Raw genomic sequence first — 14,573 nt, 5'->3', positions numbered from 1 at the left:
GCGGAACGCGGCACGGCGGGACGGACGGAGCGGGGGAGGCCCATGGCCGGGGAGATGCTGACGATCGGTGCGTTCGCGCGGGCGTGCGGGCTGTCGCCGAAGGCGCTGCGGCTGTACGACGAGCTGGACCTGCTGCGGCCCGCCCGCGTGGACCCGGACACCGGCTACCGGTACTACACGGCCGGGCAGTTGGAGCGGGCCCGGCTGGTGGCGTGGCTGCGGCGGCTGGGCATGCCGCTGGCGCAGATCCGCCGGGTGTGCGCGCTCGGCGCCGACGCCGCCGCCGTGGAGGTCCGGGCGTACTGGGCCCGGGTGGAGGCGGACACGGTGGTACGGCGGGACCTGGCCGCGTTCCTGGTCGATCACCTGACGGACGTGTCGAGAAGGGACACCACCATGAGCACCGGCACACTCGAACTGCGGTACCACGCCCACTCCGACCGGGGCCGGGTCCGCACGGCCAACCAGGACGCGGCGTACGCGGGCCGGCGGCTGCTGGCCGTGGCCGACGGCTTCGGTCCCGCGGGCGGACCGGCCGCCGGCGCGGCGGTGGCGGCGCTGCGCCGCCTGGAGACGCGGGAGGTCCCGGCGGGCGGGGTGCTGAACCTGCTGGAGGACGCGGTGCGCGGCGCGGCGCGGGCCGTGCGGGACGTGGCCGCCGGCGCCGAGGAGGCCGGCACCACGCTGACCGCCGCGCTGTGGACGGGATCGCGGCTGGCGCTGGTCCACATCGGGGACTCGCGGGCGTACCTGCTGCGCGGGGGCGAGCTGTTCCGGGTCACGCACGACCACACGGTGGTGCAGTCGCTGGTGGACGAGGGCCGGCTGACCGAGGAGGAGGCGGCCTCGCATCCGCAGCGCACCCTGCTGCTGAAGGCCCTCACCGGCGCGGAGGCGACGGCCGCGCCCGACCTCCGCCTGCACGACGTCCGCGCGGGCGACCGCTGGCTGCTGTGCTCCGACGGCCTGCCGCGCGCGGTCCCGGACGCCGACGTGCGGCGTCTGCTCGTCGCCTCGGCCGGCCCGGCCGAGGCGGTCGGGGCGCTGATCGGCGCGGCCGACGAGGCCGGCGGTCCGGACAACGTCGCCTGTGCGGTGGCGTACGTGGTGGACGCGGCGGACGCGGCGGACGCGGCGGCCTGACCGTCAGGAGGCGGTCAGCGCTCGGCCTCCGGATCCCAGTCCAGCAGGCGGACCTTGGCGACCGTGCGGACGTGGCGGCGCATCGCGGCGGCCGCCCGGCGGGGCTCGCCGGCGGCGACGGCGTCGAGGATGGCCTGATGCTGGGCCAGGGAGCGGTGCGGGCGGCCGGGCTGGCGCAGGGACTCGGTGCGGCTCTCGGCGATCTGCTCGCTGATGGACCGCATGAACTCCGCGAGCAGAGCGCTGTGGGCGGCCGCCGTCACCGCGGCGTGGAACAGGCGGTCGCCCTCCACGCCGTGGCCGCCCGCCTCGATCTCGTCGGCCATGTGCGCGAGGGCCGAGCGCAGCGCGGCGAGGTCCTCGTCCGTGCGGCGTTCGGCGGCCAGTTCGGCGAGCTTCGTCTCCAGCGCCTCCCGGGCCTCCAGTACGTCGGGCAGGCGCCGGCGGCGTTCCACCAGCCGTTCGACCGGTTCGACGTCGAGGCTGTCGCGTACGAGGTAGGTGCCGCCGCCGTGGCGCGCCTCGACCAGGCCCTGGACCTCCAGGACCACGATGGCCTGCTTCACCGAGGCGCGGCTGACGCCGAGCCGCTGGGCGAGGTCCCGTTCGGGCGGGAGGCGGTCGCCGGCCCGCAGGCCGCCCTCGGTGACGTACTGGCGCAGCCGGTCCAGTACCTGTTCGTACAGGCGCTGTCTGGGCATCGGACGCAGGGCGTCGGTCACGGGGTCCCCCTCTCGTCGGGAGACTAGCACCGGGCCGGAACAGTGGACGAGTGGCTGAGCCAATTCATGCGCGACCCCTTGACGGGCCCTTCCCCGGGGCCCACGCTGTCCAGCCAAACGGACCACGCCACTCCAGTGGAAAAGTGGTTCAGCCACTCATCCACTCGGGAGCCCGCATGTCCCCCGAACTCGTCTCGATCCTCGTCCTGGCGGTGGTGTTCGTCATCGCCACCACCCGCTCCGTCAACATGGGCGCGCTGGCCTTCGCCGCCGCCTTCGGGGTCGGCACGCTCGTCGCCGGCCTCGACGCGGACGGCGTCTTCGCCGGTTTCCCCGGCGACCTGTTCGTCGTCCTGGTCGGCGTGACGTACCTCTTCGCCATCGCCCGCGCCAACGGCACCACCGACTGGCTGGTGCACGCCGCCGTCCGGCTGGTGCGGGGCCGGGTGGCGCTGATCCCCTGGGTGATGTTCGCCCTCACCGGCGCGCTCACGGCGATCGGCGCGGTCAGCCCGGCCGCGGTCGCCATCGTCGCGCCGATCGCGCTGAGCTTCGCCGCCCGGTACCGGATCAGCCCGCTGCTGATGGGGGCGATGGTGGTGCACGGCGCCCAGGCCGGCGGCTTCTCGCCGATCAGCATCTACGGCTCCATCGTCAACGGCATCGTGGAGCGCGAGAAGCTGCCCGGCAGCGAGATCACCCTGTTCCTCGCCTCCCTGCTGGCGAACCTCCTCATCGCCGCCGTGGTGTTCGTCGCCTGCGGCGGGGTGCGGCTGTGGAGCCAGGGGGCCGTGGACGACAGCGGGAGCGCGGGCGCCGGCGGCGGTTCCGTCACCTCGGGTGCGGGCAGCGGCGGCGGCACCGGTACGGCCTCCGCCCCCGCCGCCGTGGCCACCCGCCCCGACGCCCCCGCCGCCGTCCCGCTCACCGCGCCCGTCGTCGCCACCCTGGTCTCCCTGGTCGCGCTCGTCGTCGCCGTCCTCGGCTTCGACCTGGACGCCGGACTCACCGCGATCACCCTCGCCGTCGTGCTCAGCACCGTCTGGCCGGACGACAGCCGCACGGCGGTCGGCCAGATCGCCTGGCCCACGGTCCTGCTGATCTGCGGCGTCCTGACCTACGTCGGCGTGCTGGACGAGATGGGCACCATCACCTGGGCCGGTGAGGGCGTCGGCGGCATCGGCGTCCCGCTGCTCGCCGCGGTGCTGCTCTGCTACATCGGCGCGATCGTGTCGGCGTTCGCCTCCTCCGTCGGCATCATGGGCGCGCTGATCCCGCTGGCCGTGCCGTTCCTCGCCCAGGGGGAGATCGGGGCGGTCGGGATGGTGGCCGCGCTCGCGGTGTCGGCGACGGTGGTGGACGTCAGCCCGTTCTCCACCAATGGCGCGCTCGTCCTGGCCGCCGCGCCGGACGTCGACCGCGAACGGTTCTTCCGGCAGCTGATGGCGTACGGGGGGATCGTGGTCGCGGCGGTCCCGGCGGTGGCGTGGCTGGTGATGGTCGTGCCCGGCTGGGGGTAGGCCACCCTGAACCCGGGACCCGAGCACCTGGTCCGGGCCCGCACACGGCCCGCACACGGCCGGCCCGGGGCCCGCACCCGCGCACCGGCCCACGAGCACCCGAACACCCGAGCACCCGACCGCTTCCGAACAACAGCTGGTTAAGGAGTACGACGCGTGTCCTCTCTCTTCCCCGCCCTGACCGCCGGCCCGGCGGCCGCCGACCGGCCCGCCCTGCGCTTCGGCGAGCGCGCACTGACGTACGGGGACCTCGCCGCGGCGGCCGGCGCGGTCGCCGGGGACCTCGCGGGGGCGCGGCGGGTCGCCGTGTGGGCCGCGCCGTCGCTGGAGACCGCCGTCGCGGTGACCGCGGCACTGCTCGCCGGGGTCACCGTGGTGCCGCTCAACCCGCGGTCGGGCGAGAAGGAACTCGGCCACATCCTCTCCGACAGCGCCCCCGGCCTGGTCCTCACCGCGCCCGGCACCGACCTGCCCGCCCCGCTCGCCGGCCTGCCGCGCATCGACGTGGACCCGGCGGTCCGGGCCCCGGGCGCGCTGCCCGACGACCGGGACCTGGACGACGCCCACCCGGCGCTGATCGTGTACACCTCCGGCACCACCGGCCCGCCCAAGGGTGCCGTCGTCCCCCGCCGCGCGATCGCCGCGACCCTCGACGCGCTCGCCGACGCCTGGCAGTGGACCGGCGACGACGTGCTGGTGCACGGGCTGCCGCTGTTCCACGTGCACGGCCTCGTCCTCGGCACCCTCGGCCCGCTGCGCCGCGGCGGATCCGTGCGCCACCTCGGCAGGTTCACCACCGAGGGCGTGGCGCGGGAGCTGAACGACGGCGCGACCATGCTGTTCGGCGTGCCGACGATGTACCACCGGGTCGCGGAGGCCCTGCCCGGCGCGCCGGACCTGGCCAAGGCGCTGGCCGGGGCCAGGCTGCTGGTGTCGGGTTCCGCCGCGCTGCCCGTGCACGACCACGAGCGGATCGCGGCGGCGACCGGCCGCCGCGTCATCGAGCGGTACGGCATGACGGAGACGCTGATGAACACCAGCGTCCGCGCGGACGGCGAGGCCCGCCCGGGCACGGTGGGCGTACCGCTGCCCGGCGTCGAACTGCGGCTGGTGGAGGAGGACGGCTCCCCGGTCGCCGCGTACGACGGCGAGACGGTCGGCGAGATCCAGGTGCGCGGGCCGAACCTGTTCACCGAGTACCTCAACCGGCCGGACGCCACGGCCGAGGCGTTCACCGCGGACGGCTGGTTCCGCACCGGCGACATGGCGGTGCGCGACCCCGACGGCTACGTCCGCATCGTCGGCCGCAAGGCCACCGACCTGATCAAGAGCGGCGGTTACAAGATCGGCGCGGGTGAGATCGAGAACGCGCTGCTGGAGCACCCGGGGGTGCGGGAGGCCGCGGTCACCGGGGAGCCGGACGCGGATCTGGGCGAGCGGATCGTGGCGTGGGTGGTGCCGGCGGACCCGCAGTCCCCGCCGACGCCGGAGGCGTTGGCCGACCATGTCGCCGGGCGCCTGGCCCCGCACAAGCGGCCGCGCGTCGTCCACCACCTCGACGCGCTGCCGCGCAACGACATGGGCAAGATCATGAAGCGGGCGCTGCACCGTGGCTGACCGCCTCTCCGCCCGCGCGGCGATCGCCGTCGTCACCGACGACTTCACCGAACTGCCGTACCCGGAACGCCCATCGGCCCCGGACGGCCCGCTCGGCTGGCCCGGCTACGACGCCGCCCGCGCCCGCGCCGCCGAACGCACCGGCGAGCGGGAGTCGGTGATCTGCGGCACGGCGGTCGTCGAGGGCACCCGGGCCGTCGTCGTCGCGTTCGAGTTCGGCTTCCTCGGCGGTTCCCTCGGCGAGCGCACCGGCGACCGGCTGGAGGCGGCGTACGTCCATGCCCGCGCCCACCGGCTGCCGGTGGTGCCGCTGGTCGCCACCGGCGGCAGCCGGATGCAGGAGGGCATGCTCGCGCTCACCCAGCTCCAGCGGGTCGCGCGGGAGTCGGCGCTCACCCGGCAGGCCGGGCTGCCGCAGATCGCGGTGGTGCGCGATCCGACGACCGGCGGCGGCTGGGCCACCCTGGGCGCGGGCGCCGACGTGGTGCTGGCGCTGCCGGACGCGCAGGTCGGGTTCGCCGGTTCACGGGTGCGGCCCGCGGACGCCGACCCGGCGGCGTACACGGCGCGGGCGCAGGTGGCGGCGGGCGCGGCGGACACGCTGGTGCGGCCGGAGGACCTGCGGGAGACCCTGGGCCGCTGGCTGCGGCTGCTGACCCGCCCCGCCACCGCGCCGGCCCCACCGCCGCACGCGCTGGGCGCGGCCGGTCCGCCGGCCGCCGGCTCGGACGCGGTCCGCCGCGCCCGCGCGCCGGAACGCCCGCGCGCCGCCGCCTACCTGGACGCCTACTTCACCGACCGCGTCACGCTCAGCGGCGACCGCTGCGGCGGCACCGACCCGGACGGCATGCTGTGCGGCTTCGGCGAGCACGAGGGCCGTACGGTCGCCTACGCGGCGCAGACCGGGACGGCCACCCGTCCCGCCGGCTACCGCACCGCCGCCCGGCTGGTGCGGCTCGCCGACCGGCTCGGCATCCCGGTGCTGACGCTGGTGGACACGCCGGGCGCGGCGAACGACGCGGAGGCGGAACGGCAGGGCGTGGGCGCCGCCATCGCCGACCTGTTCGGTGCCGTCGCCGCCGCCCGCACACCGGTCACCACGCTGGTCGTCGGCGAGGGCGGCTCGGGCGGCGCGCTGGCCCTGGCGGCCCCCGGCAACACCTGGGTCACTCCGGACAGCTACTTCTCGGTGATCGCACCGGAACTCGCGGCGGCCATCCTCAAGCGCCCGCCGGACGCGGTTCGGACGACGGCGGACCAACTCCGCGTCCGTCCGCAGGACCTGGTGGCGCTCGGCGTGGTCCGGGGCGTCGTCGGGCCGGCGGGCGCCGGGGCTCCGCCCGGGTGAGGAGCACCCCGGCCCGGGTGGGCTGCCGCCCGTTCGGCGGCCCCCCACCCGGCCCCCCAGGAAAGGCGGGGCCGCGGCCCGGCGCGCACGATGCCTGAGAGGTCCGCCGCCCGGCGGGCCCCAGGGCGCGCACTCGGGAGGAACTGCCGTGACCGCAAGTCTGGAGCAGCTGCGCCGCTGCCACTTCGCCGTCGACCTGGGCGCGGCCCGCACCCGGGTGTACGTCAAGGGCGCCGGGCTCGTCGTCGACCAGCCGTCCGTCGCCGCCGTGAACACGCGCACCGGCGCGCTGATCGCGGTCGGTGAGCTGGCGGAGAAGATGACGGGCCGTACACCGGACTACATCCGCGTGGTGCGGCCGGTGTCCGGCGGCACGGTGGTCGACATCGAGATGGCGCAGCGCATGCTGCGGCAGCTGCTCGGCGACCGGATCCGCCGCACCCTGCGCCGCAAGCCCCGGCTGCGGGCCGCGGCCTGCACCCCGCACGACGCCGACCCGCTCGCGCAGCGCGCCGCGATCGAGACCCTGGTGGGTCTGGGCGCCCGCCGGGTGGAGCTGGTCGACACGCTCATCGCCGCCGCCGTCGGCTGCGGCCTGCCGGTGGAGCAGCCCGAAGCGACCATGATCATGGTGTGCGGGGCGGCGGCCACGCAGGTGGCCGTGCTCTCCCTGGGGTCGATCGTGACGGCGGAACGCATCCCCGTGGGCGGCGAGGCCGTGGACAACGCGATCGTGCAGCACCTGCGCCACCAGCACGAGCTGATGCTGCCGAGCCAGTCGGTACGGCCCCTCCAGCTCGCCCTGCACGGCAACGGGCTCACCCCCGAGGGCCCGGAGTCGACGGAGATCCACGGCCGGGACGTCGCCACCGGTCTGGCCCGTTCCGTGCGGGTCGACACGGAGGCGGTGCGGCAGGCCATCCAGACGCCGCTCACCGCCGTCCTGGACGGCATCGGCAAGGTGCTGCGCGGGTGCCCGCCCGACCTGGTCGCCGACCTCGCCGACCGCGGGATCATGATGGTCGGCGGGAGCGCCCTGCTGCCGGGCCTGGACCAGATGCTGCGTCAGGCGACGGGCATGCCCGTGCACATCGCCGAACGGCCGGACGTGTGCGCCGTGCAGGGGCTGGGCGAGATGCTGGAGGGCAGGATCGCCCCGATCGTCCTGAACCCCCTGGGCGCCTGAGCACCGCACCCACCCGACGACGGGCACGCCCCCGGCCCGGTGCCACGCCCGACCGCCCCGCGCGTCCGACCTCCGAACGCAGGGCGGCGCGTACCGCTGAAGGCCTGCGGGGAGCGCTGCCGCTCAGGGCCGGCGGCGCGGGAACCAGCACCTGATCGTCGTGCCGTCGTCCCCGGTGTGCACGCGCACCAGGTCGGCGATCAGGTTGACCAGCAGCAGCCCGCGCCCGCCGCGCCGGCCGCCGGCCGCGGGCCTGCGGCCGGCGAGCGGGTCGGTGAGCCGGCCACCGTCGCGGACGTCGCACAGCACATGGCCGTCCTCGGCCCAGATCCGCAGCACGCCCGAACCGCCGCCGTGCAGCACGCTGTTGGTGGTCAGCTCGGCCGTGGCCAGGGCCAGGTCCTCCAGGGTGACGCCGGTGAGGCCGAGCCGCCGTCCCTCGTCGGTCGCCGCGTGCCGGGCCGCCGTCAGCGACTCGGCGACGAACGGGAAGGTCATCGCGTCCGCCACCGGCGGCAGCGGCTCGTTGTAGCGGGAGACGACCGCGTCGGGGGCGTACGCCGCGCTGTCCCGCACCGCGCGGGATCCGGCGGGGATGACGGTCGGGTGGGTGGCGTACGCGTCGTCGAGGACGGGACCGGGCAGCCGTACGGCGTCGTAGGGGCACAGGATGGTCACCGCACGGCCCCGGAAGGCGGCGTTGATCAGCGCCTCGTGCTGGACGCAGGCCGGGTACTCGGTCTCGGTGCGGCCGGCCCAGATGGGTTCGCCGATGATCCGTACCCGCTGGCCGGCGGGGTGGCTGTCGGCGAAGGCGCGCAGCACGCCGGGGATGATCCGGCCGGGGTTGCGGCCGGCCTCCCGCATGTCGAGGAGCCGGACGTGTGCGGCGTCGCCGCCCAGCGCGTCCCCGATCAGCCGCAGCCGCTCGCCGGGCACGGCGACCGCGACGGGCTCCCCGGCCGCGAGGCCCTCACGGACGAAGGAGACGGTGCCGTCCAGGTACTCCTGCTCGTCCCGGTAGAAGAGCGCGGGGTGGACGAACGGGTCGTGGGCGGTGGTCACGGGTCCGGCCGAGGTGGTCATGTCGTCGACACCTCGACCCCCGGCTGGTCGGGCCAGAGCATCTCCAGCACCCGGCGCAGGCCCGGCGGCGGACGGCGCACCACGAACCGGCGTCCGTCCCCGAGCCGCTCGGCGGCGGCCACGAGCGCTCCCGCGCCGGCGACGTCGACGAACGTCACCTCGGACAGCTCCAGGTAGTACACGGTCTCACCTCCGCGCACCGCCTGCTCCAGCACGCGCTCCCAGATCATGTGGGTGCCCAGGCCGACCTCTCCGGCCGCGCGGACACCCCCGCACCCTTCCAGCGGGCGCACCGTCAGAATCGGCCGCGGGCCCTCGGGCCCGTCCGGCGTCCGCTGCCGAGAGTCCGACACCCGTCTCCTCACTCCCGGGGTCGCACGTACCCCGTCGGTTCCCGGCCATTCCCCGGCTGCGTGTGTAGTACGCCGCAGGGCGGGCAGGCGCACCCGCAGCGCGGCCGGGACCGTGCGCAGCCTACCTCTCCGGTGGGGGCGGTGGCACGGCTCGGTTCTTCCCGCACGGATCCGACCGCGTCCACCGAACGTTTTCCCGCTTCCCCCGAAGCTCCGTCCACCCCGAGCACCGACAAGGCGGTGACATGACCTCCGCGGCATCGTGGCCCCTCCCGGGAAGGCCGACCCCCTTGGTCATCGACGGTCGTACGGACGCGGACCGGGCGCTTCTCGTGCCGCGCGGCGAGCTGGTCCGCGGGTGCGCGGACGCCCTGGCCGAGCGGCTGGCACGGCTGCCCGCCGGTGTGGCCCGGGTCGACCTGGACATGAGCGGTGTGCACTTCATGGACTCGGCGGGCCTGGACTTCCTCGAGGTGCTGCGCGACCACGCCCGCCGGCGGCAGGTCCGGGTCACGGCCACCCGGTGGAACGGCCAGCCGCGCCGCATCCTGGAGCTCGCCGGCCTGGACACCGCGGATCCGCTGCGCCCGCCGGAGCCGGGCGGCGGGCCGCGACCTGGCGGCGGGCCGGAGCGGGGCGGCGGGCCGGAGCCGGCCTCCTCGGCGGTGGCGCTGGAACGGCAGGAGCGGCTGCGGCTGCTCCAGGAGGAGGTCGAGCAGCTGCGGCAGGCGATCGCCTCCCGCCCGGTCATCGACCAGGCCCGCGGCATCCTGATGGCCACCCACGGCTGCTCCTCGGACGAGGCCTGGCACATCCTCCGGGAGGCCTCGCAGCTGTCCAACACCAAACTCCGCGAGGTCGCCGCCGCCGTGACCGCCGGCGCGGCCGCCGAGGGCACTCCCCCGCCGCCCGAGGTGCGCACCGCCCTGTCCCGGGCGCTCGCCCGCCGCGCCGCGCGGTGATCCCGGCACCCCGGGGTACCCGGCGGGCACGGGCCCGCGTTCAGGAGGAGGCACGATGAGCGAGCACACTCCGTCCCAGGCCGAGGGCGACCGGGACGACGACGAGTGGACCACCCCGGACGTACCGCACACGACCCCGTCCCAGGCCGAGGGCGAACGCGACCCGGCGGACGCCCCCACGGCGGCGGACGACGACGCCGGCGGCGGCTGAGGCACCCGAGCCCCGCACGGGACCGGCCGGCAGCCGCCCGGTAACCCTGCCGTGGCCGCCCGGGCACCTCGTTCTGCCGTCCGGAACCTTGCTTTTGCCGCCCGGTTGGCCGATAACTCTGTGTGCAGGCCGGTCTACGGACAAGAGTCGGTTGTCCCCGTTCGACGGCAGGGGAGCACATGGCAGGCAGCAGCGACCTGAGGCGGCGCAGGGCCACCCTGGAGGACGCGTGGTCCCGCTGGGTACCGAGGATGCGGGCTGCCGGACCGAGACCGAGCGGTGTCGCGGCGCTGCGCGACGACGTGGCCGAGTCCTGGGTGCGCTCGCTGAGCAGCGTCGACCCGACGCAGGACAGCGCGCCCGCCGCCGACGGCGACGCCGTGCGCCACCGCTGGAACGCCTCGCCGCTGCGCCGCCCGGTCGACGGGCTCGCCGAGGAGCTGCGCAGCATCGCCGAGGACGCGGGCTTCGTCACCGCGGTCACCGACGAGTCCGGCACCATCCTGTGGACGTGCGGCGGCCGCACCATGCGCCGGCGGGCCGAGCGCGTGAACTTCGCGCCCGGCGGCCGCTGGGACGAACCGGCCATGGGCACCAACGCCCTGTCCCTCGCGCTGCGCACCGGCCGGCCCAGTTCCGTCTTCTCGGCGGAGCACCTGGTGACGGCCCTGCACGGCTGGGTCTGCTACTGCGCGCCCGTCCACGGCCCCGACGGGCGCCTGCTCGGTGTGCTGGACATGTCCACCACCTGGGACCGGTCCCATCCGCTGGCCATGTCCACGGTGCGGTCGCTGGCCGCCACCATCGAGGCCCGGCTGCGCGCCGAGGCCCCGCGCCGGGCCCCTCGCGCACCGGCACCGGTGCGCCTCACCTGCCTGGGATCGGAGCAGGCCGTCCGCGAGGGCGGTGTCCCCCTCGTCCTGCGCCCGCGCCAGCTGGAGATCCTCACCCTGCTCGCGCTGGAACCCGACGGCTTCCCGCCCGAGCGGCTCCGCACGGCCCTGTACGGCGACCGGCCGGTCACCGCGTCCACGTTCAAGGCGGAGATCTCCCATCTGCGCCGCGCCCTGGACGGCGGTGTCACCACCCGCCGCTACGCGCTGACCGCGCCCGTGTCCTGCGACGCCGCGGACGTGCTGCGGGCGCTGGAGAGCGGGGACGCGGACACCGCGCTGGACCTGTACCGCGGCCCGCTGCTGCCCCGGTCGGTGGCCCCGGGCATCGAGGCGTGGCGCACCTTCCTGGAGGTGGCCGTGCGGGAGGCGGTCCTGGCGAGCGGCCGCCCGGAGCACGCCCTGCGCCTCGGCGAACGCGCCCCGTACGACGCCGAGGTGCACGAGCACGCGCTGCGCCTGCTCGACGCGGGCGATCCGCGCCGCGCCGTCGCGGCCGGCCGGCTCGCCACCGCCCTGCGCGACTGACCCCGTTCGGGCTCACGGGCGTACGGCGCCAACCTCGCACCAACCTCCCCGGGCCACAGTGCGGCACAGCACGACGGCGCGGGAGCCGTCGCAAGCACCGCACTCCGCCACCGACCGAGGAGAGCCGCATGGTGTACGCCCAGCCCGGAACCGACGGAAGCATCGTCGAATTCGCCGCCCGCTACGACAACTTCATCGGCGGCGAGTGGGTCGCCCCCGTCGAGGGCCGGTACTTCGAGAACCCGACGCCGGTCACCGGCAAGGTGTTCTGCGAGGTGGCCCGTTCCTCCGCCGCGGACGTGGAACTCGCGCTGGACGCCGCGCACGCGGCCGCGCCGCGCTGGGGCCGCACGTCCACCACTCAACGGGCGAACATCCTCAACCGGATCGCGGACCGCATCGAGGAGAACCTGGAGAGGATCGCCGTCGCCGAGACGTGGGAGAACGGCAAGCCGGTACGCGAGACGCTGGCCGCCGACATCCCGCTGGCCGTGGACCACTTCCGGTACTTCGCCGGAGTGGTGCGCGCGCAGGAGGGCAGCATCGCGGAGATCGACGCGGACACCGTCGCGTACCACTTCCACGAACCGCTCGGCGTGGTCGGCCAGATCATCCCGTGGAACTTCCCGATCCTGATGGCCGCCTGGAAGCTGGCGCCCGCGCTGGCCGCCGGGAACTGCGTGGTCATCAAGCCGGCCGAGCAGACGCCCGCCAGCCTGCTCTACGTGGTGGAGCTGATCGCCGACCTGCTCCCGCCGGGCGTGCTGAACGTCGTCAACGGCTTCGGCGTGGAGGCGGGCAAGCCGCTCGCGTCCAACTCCCGGGTCGCGAAGGTGGCGTTCACCGGCGAGACCACCACGGGCCGTCTGATCATGCAGTACGCCAGCGAGAACATCGTGCCCGTCACGCTGGAACTGGGCGGCAAGAGCCCGAACATCTTCCTGCCCGACGTGATGGCCGCCGACGACGACTACCTGGACAAGGCGGTCGAGGGCTTCGTGATGTTCGCGCTGAATCAGGGCGAGGTGTGCACCTGCCCGTCCCGCGCCCTGATCCACTCCTCGATCTACGACGCCTTCATGGCTCGCTGCATCGAGCGCACCGAGGCCATCGTGGGCGGCGACCCGCTGGATCCGGCCACCATGATCGGCGCGCAGGCGAGCAACGACCAGTTCGAGAAGATCCTGTCCTACATCGACATCGGCAAGCAGGAGGGCGCGCAGCTGCTGACCGGCGGCGACCGCCGCACGGTGCCCGGCCTGGGGGGCGGCTACTACATCCAGCCGACCGTCTTCCGCGGCGACAACGAGATGCGGATCTTCCAGGAGGAGATCTTCGGCCCGGTGGTGTCGGTGACGACGTACGACTCGGTCGACGAGGCCCTGAAGATCGCCAACGACACGCTGTACGGCCTCGGGGCGGGCGTGTGGACGCGGGACGGGAACACCGCCTACCGGATGGGCCGCGAGATCAAGGCGGGCCGCGTGTGGACCAACTGCTACCACGCCTACCCGGCGCACGCGGCGTTCGGCGGCTACAAGAAGTCCGGCATCGGCCGCGAGAACCACAAGATGATGCTGGACCACTACCAGCAGACGAAGAACCTGCTGGTGAGCTACTCCGGCCAGAAGCTCGGGTTCTTCTGATGACGGCCCGCACCAGGCGCGTCGAGCTGACCCCGGCCGCCGAGGACCTGGTGCGGCGGCTGGCCGGGCTGCACGGGCCGGTGATGTTCCACCAGTCCGGCGGCTGCTGCGACGGCAGCGCCCCGATGTGCTACCCGCGCGGCGAGTTCCGCGTCGGCGCCTCGGACGTCCTGCTCGGCCACGTGGCCGGCGACACCCCGTTCTGGATGAGCGCGGACCAGTACGCGTACTGGTCGCACACGCACCTCACCGTGGACGTGGTTCCCGGCCGCGGCAGCGGCTTCTCGCTGGAGGCGCCGGAGGGCGTGCGGTTCCTGATCCGTTCCCGGCTGCTCACCGACACCGAGTGGCAGCGCATCGAGGCGGAACCGCCGCTTCCCACGGGGGCGGACATCGCCTGAGACGAGCGCGGGCGGCGCGCGCACGCCCGCGCTCACAGGGGGCCTGGTGGGGCGGGTGGGACTCGAACCCACGGCCGACGGATTATGAGTCCGCTGCTCTAACCGGCTGAGCTACCGCCCCATAGCGGCGTGTCGCGTACATGTGTGCGCGCCGTCTGCCGCAGCATAGCCGCTCATACGATCTCCTGCTCCGGATGGTCGGCTGCGTACGGCTTCGCGACCATGGAGACTTCGCCGAGCCCCGCACGGTTCCCGCGCACATGAAAAAGGACCCCTGCGGGGTCCTCGTTCAGCATGCTCCCCCGACTGGACTCGAACCAGTAACCTGCCGGTTAACAGCCGGCTGCTCTGCCAATTGAGCTACGGAGGACCGAGCTCCCCCGACTGGACTCGAACCAGTAACCTGCCGGTTAACAGCCGGCTGCTCTGCCAATTGAGCTACGGAGGAATGCCTCGTCTGCATCGAAAGCGTCGGCCTGGGTATTCGCCAGGGGGCGCGCGCTCGCTGCGACACATACATTAGCGCAAGCAGGGGGGTGCTCCGCCAATCGGTACTCCCCGACGCTGCAGCGGCGCGGAATACCTACGCAGACCTGAACAGAACGGGAAGGGTGGCCGCCATGCGTTACCGGCTCACGTTCGTCGCCGGAGTCGTCCTGGGATACGTGCTGGGCACGAAAGCAGGGCGCGAGCGCTACGAGCAGATGAAGAGGTCCGCGCAGCAGTTCACGCAGAACCCCGCCGTCCGCAACACCGCGGAGACCGCCGCCCACCAGGGCCGCGAGTTCGCGGACAAGGCGTACCACGCGGTGAGCGACAAGGTCGGCGACCGCATGCCCGACTCCGTCGCCCAGCGGGTGCGCACCCTGCGCGAACGCACCGCGCACGGCCCGGCGGAGGACGACTGGGGCACCAGCAACACCTGACGTCACCTCCGCGCCGGACCACCGGCGCCCG

At 74.6% G+C, this 14,573-nt stretch carries 14 protein-coding genes and 3 tRNA genes; 11 read left to right on the top strand and 6 right to left on the bottom strand.

The features are described 5' to 3' along the window. Positions 1-42 precede the first annotated feature (42 nt). On the top strand, positions 43-1,143 hold the full coding sequence (locus tag FGW31_RS23760) for a MerR family transcriptional regulator (protein ID WP_142195525.1): 1,101 nt from the start codon (positions 43-45) through the stop codon (positions 1,141-1,143). Between the two features lie 14 nt (positions 1,144-1,157). On the opposite strand, the gene FGW31_RS23755 is transcribed toward FGW31_RS23760, so the two are convergent. Next, positions 1,158-1,865, bottom strand: a complete 708-nt coding sequence (locus FGW31_RS23755; protein WP_142195524.1) for a FadR/GntR family transcriptional regulator — start codon at positions 1,863-1,865, stop codon at positions 1,158-1,160. A gap of 176 nt (positions 1,866-2,041) precedes the next feature. On the opposite strand from FGW31_RS23755, the gene FGW31_RS23750 reads away from it, so the two are divergent. The 4 genes from FGW31_RS23750 to FGW31_RS23735 all read left to right on the top strand — a co-directional run bounded on the left by FGW31_RS23750 (position 2,042) and on the right by FGW31_RS23735 (position 7,536). Beyond that, entirely contained in the window at positions 2,042-3,385 is a 1,344-nt protein-coding gene (locus FGW31_RS23750; RefSeq protein ID WP_142195523.1) for an SLC13 family permease, read from the top strand. Positions 3,386-3,541: 156 nt separating this feature from the next. Next, a complete protein-coding gene (locus tag FGW31_RS23745) occupies positions 3,542-5,002 on the top strand; it encodes an acyl-CoA synthetase (RefSeq protein ID WP_142195522.1) in 1,461 nt (486 codons plus the stop codon). Then, on the top strand, positions 4,995-6,350 hold the full coding sequence (locus FGW31_RS23740; RefSeq protein ID WP_142195521.1) for a carboxyl transferase domain-containing protein: 1,356 nt from the start codon (positions 4,995-4,997) through the stop codon (positions 6,348-6,350). Before FGW31_RS23745 ends, FGW31_RS23740 begins: the two co-directional genes overlap by 8 nt. A 148-nt stretch (positions 6,351-6,498) precedes the next feature. Beyond that, entirely contained in the window at positions 6,499-7,536 is a 1,038-nt protein-coding gene (locus FGW31_RS23735) for a rod shape-determining protein (protein WP_142195520.1), read from the top strand. A gap of 123 nt (positions 7,537-7,659) precedes the next feature. Here the strand turns inward: FGW31_RS23735 and FGW31_RS23730 are convergent, their stop codons facing one another. Together FGW31_RS23730 and FGW31_RS23725 are read right to left on the bottom strand one after the other, a co-directional pair. Beyond that, a complete protein-coding gene (locus FGW31_RS23730; RefSeq protein WP_142195519.1) occupies positions 7,660-8,622 on the bottom strand; it encodes a sensor histidine kinase in 963 nt (320 codons plus the stop codon). Next, positions 8,619-8,975, bottom strand: a complete 357-nt coding sequence (locus FGW31_RS23725) for an STAS domain-containing protein (protein WP_142195518.1) — start codon at positions 8,973-8,975, stop codon at positions 8,619-8,621. The genes FGW31_RS23730 and FGW31_RS23725 overlap by 4 nt, the downstream gene beginning before the upstream one ends. 245 nt (positions 8,976-9,220) lie before the next feature. On the opposite strand from FGW31_RS23725, the gene FGW31_RS23720 reads away from it, so the two are divergent. The 5 genes from FGW31_RS23720 to FGW31_RS23705 all read left to right on the top strand — a co-directional run bounded on the left by FGW31_RS23720 (position 9,221) and on the right by FGW31_RS23705 (position 13,616). Further along, positions 9,221-9,937 carry an ANTAR domain-containing protein gene (locus FGW31_RS23720; protein WP_142195517.1) on the top strand — a complete coding sequence of 239 codons (717 nt, stop codon included), beginning with the start codon at positions 9,221-9,223 and terminating at the stop codon, positions 9,935-9,937. Positions 9,938-9,992: 55 nt separating this feature from the next. Beyond that, the gene (locus FGW31_RS35100) at positions 9,993-10,148 is read left to right on the top strand and encodes a hypothetical protein (RefSeq protein ID WP_167530100.1); all 156 of its coding nucleotides are present in this window, start codon (positions 9,993-9,995) and stop codon (positions 10,146-10,148) included. Between the two features lie 179 nt (positions 10,149-10,327). Continuing rightward, positions 10,328-11,569 carry a GAF domain-containing protein gene (locus tag FGW31_RS23715; RefSeq protein ID WP_142195516.1) on the top strand — a complete coding sequence of 414 codons (1,242 nt, stop codon included), beginning with the start codon at positions 10,328-10,330 and terminating at the stop codon, positions 11,567-11,569. A gap of 128 nt (positions 11,570-11,697) precedes the next feature. Continuing rightward, entirely contained in the window at positions 11,698-13,215 is a 1,518-nt protein-coding gene (gene adh, locus FGW31_RS23710) for an aldehyde dehydrogenase (protein WP_142195515.1), read from the top strand. Then, positions 13,215-13,616, top strand: coding sequence for a DUF779 domain-containing protein (locus tag FGW31_RS23705; protein ID WP_142195514.1), 402 nt, complete (start codon positions 13,215-13,217; stop codon positions 13,614-13,616). The genes adh and FGW31_RS23705 overlap by 1 nt, the downstream gene beginning before the upstream one ends. Positions 13,617-13,660: 44 nt before the next feature. On the opposite strand, the gene FGW31_RS23700 is transcribed toward FGW31_RS23705, so the two are convergent. The 3 genes from FGW31_RS23700 to FGW31_RS23690 all read right to left on the bottom strand — a co-directional run bounded on the left by FGW31_RS23700 (position 13,661) and on the right by FGW31_RS23690 (position 14,064). Beyond that, positions 13,661-13,737 (bottom strand) — tRNA-Ile (locus FGW31_RS23700). A gap of 176 nt (positions 13,738-13,913) precedes the next feature. Continuing rightward, positions 13,914-13,986: transfer RNA gene (locus FGW31_RS23695), tRNA-Asn, on the bottom strand. A gap of 5 nt (positions 13,987-13,991) precedes the next feature. Next, positions 13,992-14,064: transfer RNA gene (locus tag FGW31_RS23690), tRNA-Asn, on the bottom strand. Positions 14,065-14,236: 172 nt separating this feature from the next. On the opposite strand from FGW31_RS23690, the gene FGW31_RS23685 reads away from it, so the two are divergent. Further along, the gene (locus FGW31_RS23685; RefSeq protein WP_142195513.1) at positions 14,237-14,542 is read left to right on the top strand and encodes a YtxH domain-containing protein; all 306 of its coding nucleotides are present in this window, start codon (positions 14,237-14,239) and stop codon (positions 14,540-14,542) included. The last annotated feature ends 31 nt before the right edge of the window (positions 14,543-14,573 follow it).

This window comes from Streptomyces calvus, assembly GCF_006782915.1.
In the GTDB taxonomy this organism is placed as follows: domain Bacteria; phylum Actinomycetota; class Actinomycetes; order Streptomycetales; family Streptomycetaceae; genus Streptomyces; species Streptomyces calvus.
This window is presented reverse-complemented; position numbering and strand designations above follow the sequence as displayed.